Raw genomic sequence first — 19,652 nt, 5'->3', positions numbered from 1 at the left:
ATCCTGAGAAAGTGGGGCAGGCATCAGGCCCGGCGCGGACCGATGCCACGCCGGGTCGTTTGCTTGACTGCCTATTTGGCGCCGATGGTCGCCTTGTAAAGTTTGAGCTGCTCGTCTTTGCCAATCTCTTCGTTCAGCTCATTCCAGCCTTCCTCGACCGCCGCGACGGTCGCTTCCTTGTCGATTTCGCCGGCGAGGAAGCGCGACACCGCCTCGTCGAGCACGACCTGCTGATACTTTTGATTTTGCGGAATGCGCAGGTCGAGGATCATGTTCGGACTGCTCATGCTGTCGTTGATCGCGCCCAAGTAAACTTTGGCCTCCTCCTCGCTCATGCCGGCCTTCTTCCAAAGGTCGCTGTAGCTGAGCTGCGAAGTGCGGTACGGGTTGAAGCCGGTGCCGCCGACGGTCACGTCGGCATTCGACTGCGCCGGCTGCGTCATGAACGAGAAGTAGGCGTAGGCGGCGTCCTTCACCTTCGGATCGGCCGCCGCGTTGATGCCGCCGCCCCAGCCGCCAAAGGCGGCGAATGGCGCATGGTTCACGCCGTCGATCGCGTGCGGGCAGTTTTCTGCCGTGCAGGCCTCCAGCTTGCCGGTGTCCCAGTTCAGGACCTCCTTGGATCCAGGCATGATCGCCGCGCCCCATTTGCCCATCACCTTGGACTGCGCCGGATCGATCGAGATCGTGCCCACATCACCCCAGTCGAGGTTCAGCGCGCAGCGGCCGGAGGCGAAGAGCGGCCTTGTATCGCTGACGTCGAGGTTCAGCTCGTCCGGCGGGCCGTATTTGGTCGATTCAGCCAGGAAGTCGAGTGCCTTGCGGAAGGCGTCGTTGTTGACGAGCGGCGTCATGTCCTTGGTGTTGAAGAAAGTGCCCTGGCTGGTTCCCTTGGACTGGGTCATCGAGCCGACCACATCGGTGACGAACCAATAGCTCTGCGCGTTGCGCTTCTTGGCGATGCATGAGCCGAAATCCGGCGTGCCATCGCCGCTCATGTCCTTGCCATGCGTGGCCTCGGCGACCTCGAGATACTCGTCCCAGGTTTTCGGCACCGCCAGGCCGGCCGCTTCCAGCACGTCCTTGCGGTAATACATCATATGGAAGTCGCCATCGAGCGTGATCATGTAGGTCTTGCCGCTGTACTTCTCGGAGAAGTCCCGGAAGAACGCGCCCACATCGTCCTGCTGGATGTCCTTATCGGCCTCGACCCGCGGCGTCAGGTCCTCGAGGTAGCCGCCGGCAATGTAATCGACCATCCATTGCGGGGCGAACACCCCAGCGTCGACCGAGTTGGTGCCGCTCGCCCAGTCGGTGAGAATCTTTTGATAGAGATCCGAGAAGGGCACCGCGATGACATTGATCTTGGCGCCGGTAAGCGCTTCGAACTCGGGCGCGCGCCGCTGCAGCGGCTCCTGAATCGCACCAGTCTGCGTAATGACGTTCACGGTAACGCCCGCAAACGGTTTGTCCTGCGCCAAGGCAGGCGCGCCAACCAGCGCGGCAAAAGCCGAAAAGCCGGCCAGAAAGACCCCAATTCTCATCAGACTTCCTCCCGTGTTGACCGGGACTTGTTCCTGCGAAAACCAAGCCGCCGGTATCTCCCCGTCGGCTGCCGTCGCCAGAGCACGGCACCAACGCTCCTCAAGCACAATATCGGCATCGCGCAGCGAGTCCAGTGCCTTGCCGCGACGGAAGATGAGGTGCCCAGCGGGCTTCCCGGCTGATGCACCGCGTCACCGATGCTCACCACCGTCGGCATGGGCGTCACTGCAAGTTGGTGTGGCGGTGCAACATCAGTCTGTGCGCGTCGGCTATCTGCTGCGCCATGAAGAGCACAATGCTGTCGAGCAGGATCAGGCAGCATTGTTCGAACAAGCTGCCGCCAAACTGTTGCGATTTCTCGACGGGGACGTGCAGCGTGACATCGGCAATGCCGGCCAGGATCCCGGCTGGCTTATGCGTCAGCGTAACGACCTTGGCCCCCTCCGCCTTGGCGATGCGGGCAAAGCCTGTACTGACCGGCGTTTCCCCGGAGCCGGAGATGATCAGCAGCGCATCGCCCCTGCGGATCGATGGCGCCGATGCCTCACCGACGAAATGCACCGCTCGGCCAAGATGCATGAGGCGCATCGCACCCATCTGCGCGACAAGGCCGGAGCGTCCCTGCCCGGAAAAGAACCATCGCTGATCAGGGTCATCGAACGCCTGCACCAGCCTTGCAAAGGCGTCGGCGTCGATCCGGCCAAGAAGGTCGGTTATCTCCTGTCCCACGGCCAGCCACGGCCTGGATTGGGCAATCTGTCGCGAATCCATCGTGCTACCTCTTTCGGGCTTGCGGATTCTGTAATGGCGCTGCCAACCACAAGGATTTCCGGCTCGACTGCGATCACCGCTTCCAGCGTGTCGGGGCCGATCCCGCCGGCGAGCGAAACCAGAAAGCCGCGATCATGCATCTTTCTGACGGCCTCGATATGTGACGTGGAAATGTTGCCTGCCAGCCGCGGATCGGTTGGCGAGTGGACCGCGACATAGCCGAAGCTTTCGGGGAAGACAGCATTCAAGGGAAGCAATTCTTTCTTGCCCGCCTCGGTGACGGTGTCGACGGCGACCGTCGCGCCGAAGGCGGCGGCACGTTTTCCGACCGCCTCATGCGTGGCGGACGAAGCACACGACAGCACCGTCATGAACGCGGCACCGGCGCCGAATACCATATCAGCCTCGAACTGGCCGCCGTCGACGGTTTTGGTATCAGCCAACACCATGACTTCAGGGCAGAGCTCGCGCGCCGTGGTGATGGCCGAGAGGCCGAGGCGTTTCAGCAATGGCGTGCCGATCTCGATAATGTCGGCGAACGCCTTCATCTGCGCGAGCAGAGCCAGGTGTTCAGGCTTGTCGAAGGCGACTTGGAGGAGCAAGGCGGCTCTCCTGGATTGCTTAAGACAGCGGATGCGGCATGCCGCCAAACCCACTGTCGTGTGCTTCGTAGTCGAAATCTGCCATAATCCAGCAACCTCCAGGCTGGTCTGCATAGGGAGAGCAAATCGTACCCCGCAAAGCAAGTGTGGTTCTTGTCGAAAGCAGGAGGTGCGGGCCAGATCAGCGCCGACGCCACCTGCAATGCAATATGAGGTAGTCCTTTGACGAGATTGTTCGAGCCCATTGGATGCAAGGTCGACCTGCCGACTGGTGCGATGGCAAATGCAACCGGCAGCTACCAGAAGCGCTTCCGCGATCTGGACGGGCTCTATGCTGACGCCGCAGCGTTCGAAGCCATGCGCGCGACATGGGGCGAACGCATCGCCTACGAAGTCTCCGAGTTCCGGCCGACCGAGCAGTCGGGCGACCTGATTTTCGGCGTCACTCACATGGCGCCCGGCAAGGTCGGCGTCGAGTATTTCATGACCCGCGGTCATATCCACAGGCGGGCCGACCGGCCCGAGATCTACTATGGCCAGAAAGGGCACGGTCTCATGCTGATGGAGTCGCCGGAAGGCGAGGTTCGCATCCTGCCGATCGATGCCCAGACCGTCTGTTACGTTCCGCCGTTCTGGATCCACCGCTCGATCAATGTCGGAGACGACGATCTGGTGATGCTGTTCTGTTACCCCGCCGATTCAGGGCAGGACTACGAGATCATCGCGAGATCGGGAGGCATGCGCTCGCGCGTGGTCGCCGGCGATGGAGGCTGGAGGCAAGTCGACAACCCGGATTGGCGACCGCGTGACGCGAAGCTGATCTCCGCCCTCTATGGGCAATCCGGCACGGTGCCGGCATGAACGCTCGCTTCGAGATCGCTGCTTCACGTCGCAGTGCTGCACTGCGCGCGGAGAAAATCCGGGAGAATGGCGAATGAGCCGCTATCGGCCGGCCACCCAGCCGACATTCTACTTTATCGGCGTCACGACGACGAGCAGCTCGATCATGCGGGTTTTCCCTGCATGGGCGCGCCACCTCGGGCTGAAGGATGCGGTTCTCAAGGGTGCGGTTCTCAGGGGCATCGACTTTCCACTCCATGCCGATCCGGACGCCTATCGTGAGGTCGTCTCCTTCATAAAATCCGACCCGCTGTCGCTTGGCGCGCTCGTCACCACGCACAAGATCGATCTTTTCAATGCAGCGCGCGACCTGTTCGACGTGGTCGATCCGCACGCCCGCCTGATGCACGAGACCAGCTGCCTGTCGAAGCGGGGCGGCAAACTGATCTGCCATGCCAAGGATCCGATCTCTTCCGGCCTTGCGATAGACGGTTCCATTCCGGCGGGATATTTTGCGGACACCGGCGCGGAAGTCCTGTCGATGGGCGCCGGCGGATCGACGATAGCGATCACCTGGCACCTGGTGCGCAAGCAACGTGGCCCCGACTTGCCTTCGCGCATCATTGTCACAGACCGTTGGCAGCCGCGTCTCGATGAAATCGAGCGCATCCACAAAGACATGATGTCGACGGTCGAGATCGAATATGTCCTGGCAGACCGGCCCGAGCTCAATGATGAGACGTTGGCGGCGCTGAAACCCGGCTCGCTGGTGATCAACGCGACCGGACTTGGCAAGGACGCGCCTGGCTCGCCGATCACCGATGGCGGCGTGTTCCCCAAGCGCGGCATCGCCTGGGATCTCAATTATCGCGGCGACCTGATCTTCCTCGACCAGGCCAGGCGGCAGCAGGCCCGACAGCAGTTGCAGATCGAGGACGGTTGGACATATTTCCTGCATGGCTGGACGCAGGTGATCGCAGAGGTCTTCGACATCGCGATCCCGGTGTCGGGGCCGGATTTCGACGAAATGTCGCGCATCGCCATCGAAGCGGCGAAAGGCTGATGCCGTGGGTCTCGTCACGCCGTGCTCGCTTTGACCGATAGACAGAGGATCACATGTTTGCCCATCTCAGGACTCTCCCGAAATGAGCGGCGAACTTTTCCTCGCCATCGATGTCGGCACCGGCAGCGTCCGCGCCGCACTGATCGATGTCACCGGCAAGATCCTCGAGCTTGCGTCGCGAGAGCACGACCAGATCGTGCCGGAATTCGGCTGGGCCGAACAGCGGCCGCTCGACTGGTGGGAGGGTGCGCGAGCCAGCGTCAAGACGGTGCTGGACCGCGTCGACGGCGCCCGCGAAAACATCTCCGCCATCTGCGTCTGCGGGCAGATGCATGGGCTGGTCCTGCTCGACGCGCACGGAGCGCTGACACGCGAGACGGCACCGCTCTGGAACGACAAGCGCACCATCGATCACGTCCGTCACTTCGAGCAAGCGAACGAGCCGGACAGCTACCTGCCCGAAAGCGGCAACACCCCGACTCCCGCATGGCCGGGCTTCAAACTGCAATGGGTCCGAGACAACGATCCCGCCGCATACGCCCGCAGCGCAGTCGCCATCATGCCGAAGGATTACATCAACTACCGGTTGACCGGCGAGATCGCTATGGATACAGGCGACGCGTCCTGCAGCTTCCTGATGAACCCACTGCGGCTCGACTGGTCGCCGGTGATGATCGAGCGCATGGGTCTGGACGCCGCCAAGCTGCCGCCGATCCGCAACCCGCTGGATGTCGTCGGCCACGTCACCGAACAGGCGGCGCTCGACACCGGCCTGCGCTTTGGAACTCCCGTGCTGGTCGGTGGCGCCGACTATCCGGTGGCACTGCTCGGCTCAGGCGCCTGTCGCCCGGGAATGGGTTCCGACAGCACCGGCACGGGCGCCATCATCACTGTTATCGCGGAGAAGCCGCTGCTTGACCCGGAAATCTCCAACGTTGCGACGGTCGAAGGCAACTGGGCGCAATTCGTGCTGCTGGAGACCGGCGGCGACGGCATGCGCTGGGCACGCCGTGCCTTCCACGGCAACGCGCTGTCCTACGACGAGATCGTCGCCCGCGCCGCCGAGGCGCCGGCCGGTTGCGACGCGCTGCTCTTCATGCCCTTTCTCACCGGCGAGCGTCTGGGGCCCCATCGCAACGCCCGCGCACAGTTCTTCGGACTGGGCGCCGCGCATGGCATGGAGCATCTGCACCGCTCGATCCTGGAAGGCATCGCCTTTGCCATGACGCGCCACATCCGCATCATGGAACACGCATCGAACAAGCCGCTGGAGCGCGTCATCGCCGCCGGTGGCGGGGCGCGCACCGAACTCTGGCTGAAAATCAAGGCGAGTGCCTTCAACATTCCGATCCTGGTCCCGCGGGAGCCCGAATGCGGCATTGTCGGCTGTGCCGCGATGGCCGCGACGGCGACGGGCCGCTTCTCGCGCGTCGAACAGGCGGCCGAGCGATTCGTGAGCTACGGCGCCGAAATCCTGCCGGACCCCACATGGGCCGAGACCTACAGGCGCACCCAACCGGTTTTCGACCAGCTCTACTACCACAGCCAGGCGCTCTACGACGACATCGACGCACTGGCGGCCGCCACGCGCCCGACGCAGCCGTGATGCATCTCAGGCCTGCCGAGCCCTGCCTGTAGCGACAGACCTGGCAATCACGATGCATCCCGTCTGGAATGCATCGGACGATTGACTTCAGCTGTGGCGGATTTCCGTTCCCAGCACCTTCAGGCACTCGCGGATGAACGCGGCTAGTGCGGTCCAGCCCTTTGCCGAGACCATCGTGCCGTCGACATAGGCCTCAGTCGGGGACAGGTCGATATAGGTTCCACCGGCCAGCGTCACTTCAGGCTCGCAGGCAGCCAGCGCACCGACTTTCCTGCCACGCACGACGCCGTCGACCGCGATCAGGATCTGGACGCCATGGCAGATCGTAAAGATCGGCTTCTCGTTTTCGTGGAAATGGCGGACCATCGCCTGCACGCGCTTGTCCGTGCGGATGTACTCGGGGCCACGGCCGCCCGCGCAATATACGGCATGATACTGGTCGAGCTGTCTTTCCGCCTCCGAAAAGGTCTTGTTCAGCAAGGCATTGTGGCCGGGCTTTTCGGTGTAGGTCTGGTCACCTTCGAAATCGTGAAGCGACGTCTTGATCAGGTCTCCAGCGTTCTTGTCAGGACAGACAACGTGGACGATGTGGCCGACGGCCTCCATCGCCTGCTGATAGACGAAGATCTCGTATTCTTCGGTAAACTCACCGGTCAACATCAGTATTTTCTTGCCTGGCATGGTCGGTTCCTCGTTTTGTGAATGGAAGGGTTTTGTGAATGGAAGGCGGGCGGGCATTGCGCTCGCCCGGCGGCGCGGGTCTCAGAAAGCGCAATCCGGGATGTCCCCGGCGTTTGCTTGCGTTGATCAACGGTGCATTCAGCTTGACGGCGCCGCTGCCGACGGTGACGAACATCGTGCCAGCCTCAATCGAACGCCGGCAGCAAACGATCACGGGAATGCTCGATATGACGGCGCATCGCCTGTTCCGCCGCAGCGGGGTCGCAGGCAGCGAAGGCGGCCAGGATGGCCTGATGCTCGTCGAGCGCTTCCTCGGTAACGCGCGAATGGAACATCAGGCGGAAGATGTGGAAGTGCGTGTGCTGGAACGCGAGAGTCTCGCGCACGAGATCATTGTTTGCAAATTCCATGATCCTGTCGTGGAAAATGGCGTCCTGCCGCGCGAAATTGGAGTAACGCAGGCGTTCATCCTTGCCTTCGCGGCGCGCCATGCCCCCTGCGGACTCCTCAAGCACTGCAAGTTTCGTCTCATCCATCAATGCGGCTGCTTTGGCCGCCGCATGCGGCTCGAGCAGCAGGCGAAGCTCATAGAGTTCGTCAAATCGGCGCCTGGTTATCTGCGGCGCGGCACGGTAGCCGATCAAATGTGTCTTCAGCACAAGGCCTTCGCCTTCGAGGCGGCCAAGCGCTTCACGGATTGGCGTGTGGGATACTTCGAGTTCCTTGACCAGGCTGTCGACGGTGATCCGTGAGCCAGGCGCGATCTTCAGCGACATGAGTTGCGCGAAGATCGCTTCATAGACGTCCTCCACGAGGCTGTTGGATCGCTGGATGCGCCCGCTGGCGGGGTCGGCTTCTCGGGCACGGCTTGCGTTCGTGGCCTGCATCTTTGCCTCTTGACAGGACCACTGGCTATCACGATGCTTCGCTCAATACAATCCTATATCCTATACGATTTAATAGAGGATATTTTTTGGGCCGAGTTCGACGAACTTTCGCCTTCCACATCATCGAAGGGACACAGAACATGAGCCTTTTCGCTGCAATAAGGCTGCCGCGTGACATCCTCTTCGGGAAGGGCCAGCGCCATGTCATTGCAACCGTTGCGGCAAGGCTCGGCCGTCGGGCTCTTGTCTGCACGGACGAGCGATTTGCCGCAACCGTCGCCTTCGCAGAGATCATCGCGACGCTCGAGGGCGCATCGATCGATGTGCTGGTGCACGACCGTGTGCAGCCCGATGTGCCACGCGACTCGGTTGCTGTCTGCGTCGAGGAGGCGCGGGATTTTGCGCCCGACATGGTGATCGGCATCGGCGGCGGCAGTTGTCTCGACATGGCCAAATGCGCCGCGTTGCTCATCAGTCACGGCGGCCTGCTCCAGGACTACTACGGCGAGTTCAAGGTGCCCGGTCCGACGCTGCCGCTGATCTTGGTGCCAACGACAGCCGGCACCGGCTCGGAAGTGACCCCTGTCGCGGTGATCTCCGATCCGGATCGCACCATGAAGGTAGGCATCTCCAGCCCACATCTGATCGCGGCAGCCGCCATCTGCGACCCGGAACTGACGATGACATGTCCCCCGGGGCTGACGGCGATCGCGGGCGCAGACGCGCTGACCCATGCGATCGAGGCTTTTACCGCCGTCAGGCGCGGCACCGACCCCGGCCTGCCGCAACAACATGTCTTCATCGGCAAGAGCGCGCTGACCGATCATTTTGCGCTGCTCGCGATCAAGCTGCTTGGCCGCAGTCTCGAGAAGGCCTACCGCGACCCCGCCGACGAGGACGCTCGCGCCGATGTGATGATGGGCGCGCTTGCAGCCGGCTGTGCGTTCGGGACGGCCGGCACGGCGGCGGCGCACGCGGTGCAATATCCGGTCGGCGCCCTCACCCACACCGCTCACGGGCTGGGTGTCGCCACCATGCTGCCATATGTCATGAAGTACAACCGGGCCGCCGCGGCCGCCGAGATGGCCGAGATCGGCCTTGCCCTTGATCTCGACGGCAGCGACCGGAGTTCCGGTGAGATGGCCGACGCAACGATCGACGAGATCGGCCGGCTGTTTGCAGCGATCGGCATCACGCCTTCGCTGGCCAGGCTCGGGCTTCCCGCCGACAAGCTCGATTGGACGGCCGAACAGGCGCTTGGCATTGACCGTCTCATCAAGAACAATCCGCGTCCATTCGACCTGGCAGCCATGCGGGGCCTGATCCAGGCCGCCTATGATGGCGACCTCGCCACCTCTGTCATGTGAGCAATCGAGGAGCACGCCATGAACATATCGCATCAGGTGGTGGCGGACGATCAGGACACTGCCGACTTCCATAGATTCTCCCACGGCTTGTATATCGGCGGCCAATGGCGGCAATCCGCCGACGGCACGGAAATCCAGGTCGTGGACCCTTCCACGGAAGCGGTGATCGCCGCCGTTCCCGATGCGACGATCGAAGATGCTGCGGCCGCCGTCGAGGCTGCGGCCAGGGCCGCCGATGGCTGGCGCACAACGGCGCCGCGCAAGCGTTCCGAAATCCTCAGAAATTGCTTCGAGCTGATGACGCAGCGTTCCGAGACGCTGGCAACCCTGATCTCGCTGGAAAACGGCAAGGCACTGCCGGACGCGCGTGGCGAGATCGCCTATGCTGCGGAATTCTTTCGCTGGAATGCCGAGGAAGCCGTTCGCATCACCGGTGAATTCGGGATGGCGCCTTCCGGCACCAACCGGATCGTGGTCGACTACGAGCCGATCGGCATCTGCGTCCTTGTCACGCCCTGGAACTTCCCTGCCGCCATGGCGACGCGCAAGATCGCGCCCGCTTTGGCTGCCGGGTGCACGGTAATCTTGAAGCCGGCCAGCGAGACCCCGCTCACCGCCTACGCGCTTGCCGCGCTCTACCAGGAAGCAGGCGTTCCGCCAGGTGTGGTGAACGTTCTGACAACCTCCAATCCCGGCCCGGTGACGGCCGCGATGCTGGCCGATCCGCGGGTGCGCAAACTCTCCTTTACCGGCTCGACTTGTGTCGGGCGGGTTCTGCTGGCCGAGGCCCCAAAGCACGTGGTTTCGTGTTCGATGGAACTTGGCGGCAACGCGCCATTCCTTGTGTTCGATGACGCTGACCTCGACGCGGCGGTCGATGGCGCGATGGTGGCGAAGATGCGCAACGCCGGCGAGGCCTGCACGGCTGCAAACCGCATCTATGTCCAGTCTGGCGTTTACGATGCGTTTGGCGAAAGCCTCGCCAGGCGGATGTCGGCACTCAAGATCGGCGCTGGCACGGACGCGGCCACGGAGTGCGGGCCGATGATCACCAGGAAGGCCGTGGACAAGATCGACCGTCTGGTCAACGATGCTGTCGCCCGTGGCGCGCGGGTGCTGTGCGGAGGCAAGGCAGGCTCGGGAACCGGATACTACTATCCGCCGACCGTGCTCTGCGACGTCCCGGCCGAGGCGGAGATGGCGCACGAGGAAATTTTTGGGCCGGTGGCGCCGATCTCGAGATTCGAAACGGAAGCCGAAATCATCGCGCGCGCCAACGACACCGAATACGGTCTTGCCGCCTACATCTACACGCGCGATCTTGCGCGTGGAATGCGGCTGGCATCCAGGATCGAAGCCGGGATGATCGCTCTCAACCGCGGCTTGATGTCCGATCCGGCAGCACCCTTCGGCGGGGTCAAGCAGAGCGGCCTCGGCCGCGAGGGCGGCCAGCATCACGGCATTGCCGAGTTCATGGAGGCGAAATACCTCGCCATCAGCATCTGAGCGGAGGAAGAGTGCAAAGCGATCCGTTTCGCATCCGCGACCACGTCGCGGATTTTGACAAAATCGTGCAGGACATCGTTCACCGCAGCGAGGCCGTTCGCGCAACCATTCCAATGACTGCCGACGTTGCCTATGGGCCGGATCAGACCGAAACCATCGACCTGTTCTTTCCCTCGGGCAAAAGAAGCGGCCTGCCGGTGCACATGTTTATCCATGGCGGCTACTGGAGAATGTTCTCCAAGCGCGACTACTCATACGTCGCGACGACGATCACCCAGGCCGGTGCGATTGCCGTCATCGTCGACTATGCTCTGATGCCCAAGGTCAGAATGGCTACGATCGTCGACCAGGTGCGCCGCGCCAAGCAGTGGGTTCTGGACAATATTCATGACTGGGGCGGAGACCCCGCAAACCTGACTGTTAGCGGTCACTCGGCCGGAGCACATCTTTCAACGTTTCTGTTCAACAGCGAGCATACCCCCTCGAATGTGCGGGCAGCACTTCTGCTCGGCGGGCTCTACGATTTGAAACCGCTCCAGAACTCCTTTCTCGGCGCCGAGATTGGAATCACCGATGAGGAAGTCGCAATGTTTACACCTCTTGCCCATCGGCATGATCCTCAAACCAGGGGGACGGTTCTGGTCGGCGCCAATGAGACGCCGCCTTTCCATCAGCAAGCAGATCGATTCAAAGAGCACCTGCTGCAGCAGGGTTCACCGGCAACGTCGCTTGTTCTGACGAACCGCAACCACATGGACAGTGTAAGAGATCTCGGCGTGCCTGAGAGCCAGGCGGGTGATTGCCTGACGAAACTGATTGCTAACGACAGCCGCTAACCCTCCCAGCAGACATGCCGGCCATCACCACAGCGGCTTAACCGCAATGCCGTCTGCATCCAACCGGGAATTGCTCCGCCCCGTGACACCAGTCAGACCGCCCTGAGATACTCGACCCATTGCGGGGTCTGCATCACCGAGCGTGCGCGCATATATTTCCACGCCCCGTATTTGTAGAAATCGAAATCGAGCGCCGATACGACGTTCTGCACCATCGCCCAGGTTCCCCACTTCACATCGGCGAGCACCTTGTGCACGACCAGGCGGGCCTTCAACCGTGGATCGAACCTGCCAAAATATTCCTCGATGACCTCGGCCTCGACCGCATCGGAGAAGAACATTTCTCCGCACCAGATGCCGAGTTCGTAACAGCGGTCGTTGTTTGCCGCATACTCATAGTCGATCAGCATCATCGACCGGTCGGGCGCGATCATGAAGTTTCCGGGCATCGGGTCGTTGAAGCATGGAACCAGGTCGATGCCCGAAGCCTCGAGAGCCGCCCGCGCCAGAACGTACTGGCGATGCAGCCAGGCAAAATCCGCGGGCAGCGCACCTCCGAGCTCGCGCACCTGATCGACATGCTCGTCGATCATGTCGAAGACGGTCTTGGTCAGCGACAGCAGGCCCGAATCGTTGAAGCGCCGGTAGAGACCCAGAACCGAGCGCCGTACATCCGGGTCGAGGAAATCGCGGTTGGTACAGGAGCGCCGCCCCTCCATGAAATCGGCAATCTCGACACCGCGTTCGTCCAGATAGCCATAGACCGCGGGCCCGATACCGAGCGAGTGCGCACGCCGGCTCGCCTCCGCCGCCGCCTTTCGGTCGATGAACATCTCGGTGCCGCGGCCCGGAACCTTCACGAAATAGCTCCCTGACTGTCCCGCGATGCGAACGCGCCAGTTGGAATTGCTGATGCCGCCATGCACCGGCCCGTAGCGGAGTTCGCGGCCGGCCCATGGTTCGACGGCACAGATGACGGCCTCGATCTCCCGCTCGGCTTCGCTCACCGCCTCGCCCGGCCGCTTCTCAACCATGTAGGGCCTCCTCGCAGTCGCTCAAAGCCGTCTCAACTTCAGTTCGAAGTCCGGTTGGCGAAGGGACATCCGGCAGCGCAGCAGGCGCCACTGCGCGTATTTCAGAAACTCGATATCGCCGCGCGGCGATATCGAGTTCATAAGCATCCCCCAGAGCCCCCACACCAGATCGTCGGCCGCCGCATACGCACGGCAGCGGTCGAGGGAAGCCTGACGGAAGGAGCCCTCGAACACCTCAAGCGCCGGCCGCATCTCTTCTTCGAACGGAAAGGTCTCGTTGAGAAGAATGCCGATGTCGTAGAGAGGGTCGACATTGCGGGCTTCGTCGAAGTCGACGAGCTGAACCGCCCCGTCCTGGCTTATCATGACGTTGGAGGCGAGGCCGTCGGCGTGGCTGGGCCGGACATCGTAACCCGCAGCCGTGATTGCGCGCTCGATCTCGCCGACGCCGTCGAGCATCCACCAAAGATCGTCCGGGCGGTCGGCGCCAGCGGCTTTGCAGGCGTTGTCCAGCACCCGGATCCTATCGAACACCGTCCGGGACAAGGTGAATGGCCGCGCCCCGTGGATCGCCTTTTTAAGCGCGATGACCTGTTCCATCACGTCCGCCCGCCGAAGATCGTCCATGCGCGCTGTTCTCCAACCGGGGGGCAGGAGATCGAAGACGATCGCGTCGGCGTCTCGCGCAAGGTGCCGCGGACTTGGCGTGCAGCCCAGTCCGGCCGCGATGGAGGCGGCTTCAAACACGGCCTCCAGGTCGACGAACGCCTTCTGGTCCGAGTTCACGATCTTCAGGAAATAGGCCGGAGACGGCTGGTCGACCGCCACCAGCCATGCTTCGCTGTCAACGCCGCGATGCGAGGGCGATGCGATACCCGGAGGAGCTGAGGTAAAACCAATCTGTTTTCCCGTCCAGGCCGCAACAGCAGTGAGAGCCGCCTCGGCACGAACTTCCGCGGGGGTCGAGGCTTCGCCGAGCGTCTTCATCGTCTGTCCTTCAGTTCTTCAGGATGTTGCCGTCAAGGCAGAACCGCCACAGCATCCCGGCGAGCAGTTCCGTCCCCAGGAGCCGGTCCTCGGGCGTGGTAAACTCCGTCGGATGGTGGATGACACCGCCGACGCTCGGTACCCCGATGACGATCGCCGGCGTCACCGCCGACATGCTGACGGCGTCGTGCCCACCGATCGTGTCGAGCCGCAGCACCGTCTGCCCGAGCGATTTGGCGGTCTGTTCCGCCAGATCGATCAGCCCGGCGTCGAATTCTCCTGCTCGCCTCCGGTCTATGGATCGGACTTCGAAAGACGTGTTGGCGCGCGCGGCGCAGGCTGCGATCTTCTGCTTGAGCTCCGCTTCGGCCCACGCCAGAAGCTCGGCGCTTCCCGACCGCAGTTCGATGAACATCACCGCCTCTGCCGGCACCACGTTCGGCGAATTGGGATGGACTTCCAGCCGCGCCGCCGAGGTGTGCAGATCCGGACCGGCCTTGTCGGCCATGTCCCTGAGCTCGGCGATCAGATAGGCGGCAGCGAGCAGCGCATCCTGCCGCTCGGCCATCGGTGTGGGGCCGGTGTGGGCCTGCCGGCCGAGATAAGCGAGGCGATATTTGACGGCGCCCCAGAAACGGGTAAATGCGCCGATCCGCAGGCCGGCCTTCTCGAGATGGGCTGAACCTTCGATGTGGATCTCGATGAGGGCGTCCGGCACCACGCGAGCGGCCTTGCCGGCATAGCCGATCTCCGACAGCGCCTCGGCCACCGAAACGCCAGAACCGTCCCGGCGCGCCAGCGCGAAATTGAGGTCGATCTCACCGGAATTGACGCTGCTGCCAAGCAGGCTGGGCTGGAATCGCGCACCTTCCTCGTTGGTCCAGTTGACGATGACGAAGTTGCATTTCGGCGTGATGCCGGCTTCGGCCACCCGGCGCCGGATCGACTCTATCGCGCTGCAGGCGGCAATCACCCCATAGGCGCCGTCGAAACGGCCACCATTCGGCTGACTGTCGAGATGCGAACCGCACATGATGCATGGCGCATCCCTGCCCGCCCAGTCGAGAAATCCGTACATGTTGCCGATCGCGTCGACCTCAAGGCGCAGGCCTTCCTGCGCGAACCATGCAGCCAGCCAGTCGCGTGCCAGTCCATCCTCGCGGGACAGCGTCAGTCGCATCATCGAGCCGTCCGGACCACCGCCGAAGGCGGAAACCTCATCCATCATCCGATGGAGGGCTTCGGCGTCGATGCCGGGGAAGGCCGACGGGTCCTTGCGAATTTCAAGCATAGAGCACCTTTACCTGCGCCTGATCCATTTGAGCGGCGAAGTCCGCCTTGAGCGGAGCGTCGGTGATCAGGATGTCGACGTCCCGGAATTCGTATGTGCAGATGGAGCCCTGCCGGCCGAACTTGCTGCTGTCCGCCAGCATCACGCACTGCTTGGAGTGCTTTCGCAGCGCGCGGCGAATGTTCGCCTCGTCCTGTCCGAGGTCCATGAAGCCGAACCTGCTGTCGACGGTTGCAATGCTGACGAAGGCGATGTCGAACAGGTGCCGCGTGACGAGATCGACCGGATCCTGACCCATGAAGGCGCGGTAGCTCGCCCTGACGTCGCCGCCGACCGCCACGAGATTGGGATGTCCGGCATCGGCGAGCAGCGCGACGATGTCGAGCGAGTTGGTGTAGACGGTGATATCAGGCCAGTTCCTCAGATGCTTGGCGAACGCCAGCGTCGTCGTGCCGGTGTCGACGAAGATCTTGATATGGTCTCTGAGCAGGGTCGCCGCGCATTCGGCGATGCGGGCCTTTTCGCGCGCGTTCAGCCGCATCCGGTCGGCGATGGGCTCATCGGCGTCCGGGCGCGGCTTGACGCCACCGCCATAGATGCACCGCAGGTGCCCCTCGAGTTCCAGCTGCTTCAGGTCGCGACGCACCGTTTCCCGGCTGACATGGAAATGCTCGGCGAGTGCCTGCACCGACACGCGCCCGTGCGTCTCGAGTTCGGCAAGTGCATATTGCAAGCGATCTTCAGGATCGCTCATGCAAATCTCGCTTCCATCGGTATGTTCCTCCCCGTCTTTTGTCCATCATGCGGCGGCGCGGGCCCCCTGTCTTTCAACCAGGAAGCAGGCCGCCGACTCGCCGTGATTTCGCACCGTCAGCGTCGGGCTCTCGGCATGGCACCTGTCGAAGGCATGCGGACAGCGGCTGGCGAAACTGCAACCCGGCGGCAGGTCGATCGGGCTCGGCGGCTCGCCTTCGAGCAGGCAGTCCTCCGGCTTGTAGCGGCGCTCCTCCAGTGTCGGTACCGCGCTCAACAGCGCCTTCGTGTACGGATGCCCGGGATCGAAGAAAAGACGCTCATTGTCGGCGATCTCGACCACCTCGCCGAGATACATCACGGCAACCCGGTTGCAGACGCGGCGGACCATTGCAAGGTCATGCGAAATGAAGACGTAGGTCAGGCCGTGCTGGGCCTGCAGTTTTTCGAACAGCGCCAGCAGGCGGAACTGCTCGGTCTGGTCAAGCGACGACAGCGTCTCGTCCATGATGAGCACCTTCGGCTCGAGCACCATGGCGCGGGCGACGTTGACACGTTGGCGTTGACCGGCGCTGAGCCCAAGCGGCAACTCATCGTAGAGGTTCGCGGGAAGCTCGACCTCGGCCATGACCGCCAGGACACGATCGCGTATCTCTTTCGCATTGCGCATGCCGTGCACACGCAGCGGATCCTCCAGGATCGCGCCGATCGATGTCCGCGGCGGCAGCGAGTTGAACGGATCCTGCAGCACGAGCTGAAAATCGCGCCGGAACTTCAGCAGCATCTTTCCCCTCAGTTTCGAGAGATCCTGGCCATCGCAGATGACGCTGCCGCTGTCCGGAAACTCCAGGCGGCTGAGAAGCCGCATCAGGGTGGACTTGCCGCAGCCGGACTCGCCGACCACGCCGAAATTCTCGCCCGGCATGACGTCGAAGGTGACATTGCGCACGGCGCGAACCTCGCTGTGGGCCGCGAACGTTCCCCGTTTGCGGACTAGGTAGGTGCGGGTTGCGTCGCGTATGCTGATCGTTGGCCTGGCCGCGTTCGGTGTACGTGGAACCGCGACCGCTTCGCTCGTCCAGATTTTCGGTATCTGGCTGATCAACTGCAGCGTATAGGGATGCTGCGGCGCGTCGATGAGCCGCTGCGGGGTGTTGCGCTCGACAATCCTGCCTTCGGACAGCACCAGGACCTGGTCGGCCGCCTCCTTGACCGTCGGCAGCGAAGAGGAAACGAACACTACCGCGGTGTCGAAACGCTCCGTCAACTCGCGCATCAGACGCAGGACCTGCGCTGCGACTGTCACGTCGAGCGGCTGGGTGACGTTGTCGGCAACGAGAAAAGCTGGATTGCTGATCAAAGCGTCGACGATCAGCGCGCGCTGCATCATGCCGCCGCTGAACTGCGAGGGGTACTCGTCGAAACGTAGTCGTGGCGAGGGAATGCGGACCGCTCCAAGAAGATCGATGACCCGCTTGCGGGCTTCCGAGGGATCGATGCCGGGCACTACGGCGCTCAGCTTCTCGACGATCTGGCGGCCGACCGGCAAAGTCGGATCCAGCGCTCCCATAGGGTTCGCGCCGACATAGGCGATCTCCCTGCGCAGCAGGCGCATCCGTCCGCCGGCCAGGTCGAGGATGTTCTGCGACTTGTACTCGACCGAGCCGGACGAGATGCGCAGCGGCGGGTCGATCCAGTTGACCAGGGCTCGCGCCAGAACGGTCTTGCCCGAACCGCTGGCCCCGATGATGCCGACGATTTCACGCGGGGCGAGATCGAAACTCACATCGGAGAGCACCGGCCGGGCGCCAGCGCCCGTGCCCACTTCCACGCCGAGGTTTTTAACCGACAGGACCGGGCTGCTGTTCACGACACGCCTCCGTAGATCCGGTTGCGGGCCCGTTCGAGCGAAGCGCCCATCAGATTGATGCTGGTCAGGGTAAGACACAGGAACACCCCGGGCATGGTGGCGATCCACCACGCATTGAGCAGGTACTTCCTGCCATCGGCGATGATGTTGCCGAAGGTCGGCGTCGGAGGCTGCACGCCGAGGCCGATGAAGCCGAGGATCGACTCGAAGATCATCATGCGCGCTACGTCGAGCACCGACACGAAGATGATCGGCGGCAGCACCAGCGGCGCGAGCAGCCAGACCATGATGCGAAAATCCGAAGCGCCGCTGAGTTGGGCGGCGCGCACATATTCGCTCTTGCGTTCGGTCATCACGACGCTGCGCGTGACGCGGGCATAGACCGGCCAACTCGAAAGACCGAGCACAAGGATGATCGCCGGGATCGTCGGCCGCGATACCCCCAGAACGGTGATTGCGAGGATGATCATCGGTATGGAGAGCTGCGCGTCGGTGATCCGCATGATCACCATGTCGATCCTGCCGCCATAGTAGCCGGCGAGCATGCCGAGCGAGCAGCCGATGATCAGCATCACCACCACGGTGGACAGGCCGATCAGCAGGGAATAGCGCAAGCCCACCAGACTGCGCACGAGCATGTCGCGACCGATCTGATCGGTGCCAAGCGGTGCCGCCCAGTTCCATTTGTCGCCGAGGAAGGGCGGCGACTGCAAACGGCCGGCGACGTTCATCTTGGTGGGGTCGATCCCGCTCAAGGCCGGGTAGAGCAGCGCCGCGAGACCCAGTATGGCGAAGATCACGAGGCCGACCCGGAACTCGTTCGACGCCAGGGCCGCCTTCCATATTCGCCGGGAGAGGGAAGCGCCGCGCTGCGCTTCCGGCGCGGTTACCTTCAGGCTCAGATTGGTTTGCGCGAGGCTCATCAGTATTCCAGTCTCGGATCGATCAGCGTCGCGATCAGATCGACCGCGATGTTGATCAGGACGAAGATGGCGCTGGTGACGATCGCTATGCCCTGAATCAGCGGAAAGTCGCGCTGCAACACGGCATTGATGGTCAGAAGCCCAAGTCCGGGATAGTCGAAGATGAATTCGATCACGAGCACGCCGCCGAGCAGGCCGCTGATCTGGATGCCGAGAAGGTTTAGCAGCGGAACGGAGGCGTTGCGCAGCGCGTGCGCGAAGATGATCCGACGCTGGCTGAGCCCGCGCACGCGGCCGACTGCAATGAACGGCATCATCATTGCCGAGGAAATCGAGCCGGTCAGCGTCCGGATTAGAACCGGCGAAAGTTCGACAGCCAGCACGATTGCCGGCAGGATGGTGTAGGCAAAGCCCTTGTAGCCGATCGCCGGCAGCCATCCGAGCTTCACGGAGAGCAGCAGCGCAAGCACGATGCCGAGCCAGAAACCCGGCAGGGATATGAAGATCGATGACACGTAGAAAGCGACTTTGTCCGGCCATCGCCCGGGAGACAATCCGGCCGGGATGCCGACCAGGAACGAAAAGAGCATCGCGAACACGATCGCCAGAAAGGCGAGTTGCAGCGTCATCGGCAGGGTCTCGCCGATAAGGGTGAGCACATCGGCGCGCTCGCCGCGCGTGGCATCCCCGAAACTGGATCCGCCGGTCGAGGCGCCGCTGGCCGGCCGAACGAACGACTGGCCGAGGTCGCCCCTGACGACGCCGCTCATGTAGCGCCCGAATTGAACCAGCACCGGGTCGCGAAGCCCCATCTCCTTGGCGATCTGCTCGATCAGCGCCTCGGGCGCCATTCCGCCCGCCATCAACCGGACGGGATCGCCAGGAACGACGCGAAGCAAGGTGAAAATCAGCAGCGTTACAAGAAAAATGATCAGCGCACCCTGGGCCAGGCGGCGGACAAGAAAGCTAATGATGAACATTCCATCTCCTGCGGCGGACGAAGCCCGAGGACTGGTTGCCAGCAGCCGAGCCCGTGTGTCTCACCCGGCCGTCGACGACAACCGCGGCCCGGGTTGTTACTCCCGCGGGC

Annotated in this window: 19 protein-coding genes; 6 read left to right on the top strand and 13 right to left on the bottom strand. The window is 62.9% G+C overall.

The features are described from left to right. Positions 1 to 71 precede the first annotated feature (71 nt). The 3 genes from NMG70_RS24585 to NMG70_RS24575 all read right to left on the bottom strand — a co-directional run bounded on the left by NMG70_RS24585 (position 72) and on the right by NMG70_RS24575 (position 3,032). A complete protein-coding gene (locus NMG70_RS24585; RefSeq protein WP_254026918.1) occupies positions 72 to 1,544 on the bottom strand; it encodes an ABC transporter substrate-binding protein in 1,473 nt (490 codons plus the stop codon). Between the two features lie 223 nt (positions 1,545 to 1,767). Continuing rightward, entirely contained in the window at positions 1,768 to 2,274 is a 507-nt protein-coding gene (locus NMG70_RS24580; RefSeq protein WP_254026917.1) for an SIS domain-containing protein, read from the bottom strand. After that, positions 2,259 to 3,032, bottom strand: a complete 774-nt coding sequence (locus tag NMG70_RS24575) for an orotidine 5'-phosphate decarboxylase / HUMPS family protein (protein ID WP_254026916.1) — start codon at positions 3,030 to 3,032, stop codon at positions 2,259 to 2,261. Before NMG70_RS24575 ends, NMG70_RS24580 begins: the two co-directional genes overlap by 16 nt. A 108-nt stretch (positions 3,033 to 3,140) precedes the next feature. On the opposite strand from NMG70_RS24575, the gene NMG70_RS24570 reads away from it, so the two are divergent. The 3 genes from NMG70_RS24570 (at position 3,141) to NMG70_RS24560 (ending at position 6,427) form a co-directional block, all read left to right on the top strand. Further along, positions 3,141 to 3,779 (top strand): glucose-6-phosphate isomerase, encoded by a 639-nt coding sequence (locus tag NMG70_RS24570; protein ID WP_254026915.1) that lies wholly within the window; start codon positions 3,141 to 3,143, stop codon positions 3,777 to 3,779. A gap of 73 nt (positions 3,780 to 3,852) precedes the next feature. Beyond that, on the top strand, positions 3,853 to 4,821 hold the full coding sequence (locus NMG70_RS24565) for a shikimate dehydrogenase (protein WP_254026914.1): 969 nt from the start codon (positions 3,853 to 3,855) through the stop codon (positions 4,819 to 4,821). Between the two features lie 82 nt (positions 4,822 to 4,903). Beyond that, complete coding sequence (locus tag NMG70_RS24560) at positions 4,904 to 6,427, top strand: xylulokinase (RefSeq protein WP_254026913.1); 1,524 nt, start codon at positions 4,904 to 4,906, stop codon at positions 6,425 to 6,427. An 87-nt stretch (positions 6,428 to 6,514) separates the two neighbouring features. On the opposite strand, the gene NMG70_RS24555 is transcribed toward NMG70_RS24560, so the two are convergent. Genes NMG70_RS24555 through NMG70_RS24545 form a run of 3 tightly spaced genes read right to left on the bottom strand, consistent with a single transcriptional unit; the run spans position 6,515 to position 7,995 of the window. Further along, complete coding sequence (locus NMG70_RS24555; RefSeq protein WP_254026912.1) at positions 6,515 to 7,108, bottom strand: DJ-1/PfpI family protein; 594 nt, start codon at positions 7,106 to 7,108, stop codon at positions 6,515 to 6,517. Next, on the bottom strand, positions 7,074 to 7,283 hold the full coding sequence (locus NMG70_RS24550) for a hypothetical protein (protein ID WP_254026911.1): 210 nt from the start codon (positions 7,281 to 7,283) through the stop codon (positions 7,074 to 7,076). The genes NMG70_RS24555 and NMG70_RS24550 overlap by 35 nt, the downstream gene beginning before the upstream one ends. Positions 7,284 to 7,293: 10 nt before the next feature. After that, entirely contained in the window at positions 7,294 to 7,995 is a 702-nt protein-coding gene (locus NMG70_RS24545; RefSeq protein WP_254026910.1) for a GntR family transcriptional regulator, read from the bottom strand. Positions 7,996 to 8,135: 140 nt separating this feature from the next. On the opposite strand from NMG70_RS24545, the gene NMG70_RS24540 reads away from it, so the two are divergent. Genes NMG70_RS24540 through NMG70_RS24530 form a run of 3 tightly spaced genes read left to right on the top strand, consistent with a single transcriptional unit; the run spans position 8,136 to position 11,704 of the window. Next, positions 8,136 to 9,362, top strand: a complete 1,227-nt coding sequence (locus NMG70_RS24540) for an iron-containing alcohol dehydrogenase (protein WP_254026909.1) — start codon at positions 8,136 to 8,138, stop codon at positions 9,360 to 9,362. Between the two features lie 18 nt (positions 9,363 to 9,380). After that, positions 9,381 to 10,868, top strand: a complete 1,488-nt coding sequence (locus NMG70_RS24535; protein ID WP_254026908.1) for an NAD-dependent succinate-semialdehyde dehydrogenase — start codon at positions 9,381 to 9,383, stop codon at positions 10,866 to 10,868. A gap of 11 nt (positions 10,869 to 10,879) precedes the next feature. Then, complete coding sequence (locus NMG70_RS24530; protein ID WP_254026907.1) at positions 10,880 to 11,704, top strand: alpha/beta hydrolase; 825 nt, start codon at positions 10,880 to 10,882, stop codon at positions 11,702 to 11,704. A 92-nt stretch (positions 11,705 to 11,796) separates the two neighbouring features. On the opposite strand, the gene NMG70_RS24525 is transcribed toward NMG70_RS24530, so the two are convergent. From NMG70_RS24525 to NMG70_RS24495, 7 genes are read right to left on the bottom strand one after another with little or no spacing between them, the layout of a single operon-like run. Next, a complete protein-coding gene (locus NMG70_RS24525; RefSeq protein ID WP_254026906.1) occupies positions 11,797 to 12,738 on the bottom strand; it encodes a choline/ethanolamine kinase family protein in 942 nt (313 codons plus the stop codon). A 21-nt stretch (positions 12,739 to 12,759) separates the two neighbouring features. Then, positions 12,760 to 13,725 (bottom strand): aminoglycoside phosphotransferase family protein, encoded by a 966-nt coding sequence (locus NMG70_RS24520; RefSeq protein WP_254026905.1) that lies wholly within the window; start codon positions 13,723 to 13,725, stop codon positions 12,760 to 12,762. Positions 13,726 to 13,735: 10 nt separating this feature from the next. After that, complete coding sequence (locus NMG70_RS24515) at positions 13,736 to 15,016, bottom strand: Zn-dependent hydrolase (protein ID WP_254026904.1); 1,281 nt, start codon at positions 15,014 to 15,016, stop codon at positions 13,736 to 13,738. Continuing rightward, on the bottom strand, positions 15,009 to 15,770 hold the full coding sequence (locus NMG70_RS24510) for a DeoR/GlpR family DNA-binding transcription regulator (protein WP_128184062.1): 762 nt from the start codon (positions 15,768 to 15,770) through the stop codon (positions 15,009 to 15,011). The genes NMG70_RS24515 and NMG70_RS24510 overlap by 8 nt, the downstream gene beginning before the upstream one ends. A gap of 45 nt (positions 15,771 to 15,815) precedes the next feature. Further along, a complete protein-coding gene (locus NMG70_RS24505) occupies positions 15,816 to 17,639 on the bottom strand; it encodes a dipeptide ABC transporter ATP-binding protein (RefSeq protein ID WP_254026903.1) in 1,824 nt (607 codons plus the stop codon). Beyond that, entirely contained in the window at positions 17,636 to 18,562 is a 927-nt protein-coding gene (locus NMG70_RS24500; RefSeq protein WP_254026902.1) for an ABC transporter permease, read from the bottom strand. Before NMG70_RS24500 ends, NMG70_RS24505 begins: the two co-directional genes overlap by 4 nt. Beyond that, positions 18,562 to 19,542, bottom strand: a complete 981-nt coding sequence (locus NMG70_RS24495; protein WP_254026901.1) for an ABC transporter permease — start codon at positions 19,540 to 19,542, stop codon at positions 18,562 to 18,564. Before NMG70_RS24495 ends, NMG70_RS24500 begins: the two co-directional genes overlap by 1 nt. Positions 19,543 to 19,652: the final 110 nt, after the last annotated feature.

The sequence above is a fragment of the Mesorhizobium ventifaucium genome, assembly GCF_935822925.1.
Lineage (GTDB): Bacteria > Pseudomonadota > Alphaproteobacteria > Rhizobiales > Rhizobiaceae > Mesorhizobium > Mesorhizobium ventifaucium.
This window is presented reverse-complemented; position numbering and strand designations above follow the sequence as displayed.

What these genes read in the sequence shown, in the direction of transcription:
- NMG70_RS24585 (WP_254026918.1), bottom strand. Translation starts at nt 1,544, where the DNA reads ATGAGAATTGGGGTCTTTCTGGCCGGCTTTTCGGCTTTTGCCGCGCTG.
- NMG70_RS24575 (WP_254026916.1), bottom strand. Translation starts at nt 3,032, where the DNA reads ATGCAGACCAGCCTGGAGGTTGCTGGATTATGGCAGATTTCGACTACG.
- NMG70_RS24565 (WP_254026914.1), top strand. Translation starts at nt 3,853, where the DNA reads ATGAGCCGCTATCGGCCGGCCACCCAGCCGACATTCTACTTTATCGGC.
- NMG70_RS24560 (WP_254026913.1), top strand. Translation starts at nt 4,904, where the DNA reads ATGAGCGGCGAACTTTTCCTCGCCATCGATGTCGGCACCGGCAGCGTC.
- NMG70_RS24555 (WP_254026912.1), bottom strand. Translation starts at nt 7,108, where the DNA reads ATGCCAGGCAAGAAAATACTGATGTTGACCGGTGAGTTTACCGAAGAA.
- NMG70_RS24550 (WP_254026911.1), bottom strand. Translation starts at nt 7,283, where the DNA reads ATGTTCGTCACCGTCGGCAGCGGCGCCGTCAAGCTGAATGCACCGTTG.
- NMG70_RS24545 (WP_254026910.1), bottom strand. Translation starts at nt 7,995, where the DNA reads ATGCAGGCCACGAACGCAAGCCGTGCCCGAGAAGCCGACCCCGCCAGC.
- NMG70_RS24540 (WP_254026909.1), top strand. Translation starts at nt 8,136, where the DNA reads ATGAGCCTTTTCGCTGCAATAAGGCTGCCGCGTGACATCCTCTTCGGG.
- NMG70_RS24535 (WP_254026908.1), top strand. Translation starts at nt 9,381, where the DNA reads ATGAACATATCGCATCAGGTGGTGGCGGACGATCAGGACACTGCCGAC.
- NMG70_RS24525 (WP_254026906.1), bottom strand. Translation starts at nt 12,738, where the DNA reads ATGGTTGAGAAGCGGCCGGGCGAGGCGGTGAGCGAAGCCGAGCGGGAG.
- NMG70_RS24520 (WP_254026905.1), bottom strand. Translation starts at nt 13,725, where the DNA reads ATGAAGACGCTCGGCGAAGCCTCGACCCCCGCGGAAGTTCGTGCCGAG.
- NMG70_RS24515 (WP_254026904.1), bottom strand. Translation starts at nt 15,016, where the DNA reads ATGCTTGAAATTCGCAAGGACCCGTCGGCCTTCCCCGGCATCGACGCC.
- NMG70_RS24510 (WP_128184062.1), bottom strand. Translation starts at nt 15,770, where the DNA reads ATGAGCGATCCTGAAGATCGCTTGCAATATGCACTTGCCGAACTCGAG.
- NMG70_RS24500 (WP_254026902.1), bottom strand. Translation starts at nt 18,562, where the DNA reads ATGAGCCTCGCGCAAACCAATCTGAGCCTGAAGGTAACCGCGCCGGAA.
- NMG70_RS24495 (WP_254026901.1), bottom strand. Translation starts at nt 19,542, where the DNA reads ATGTTCATCATTAGCTTTCTTGTCCGCCGCCTGGCCCAGGGTGCGCTG.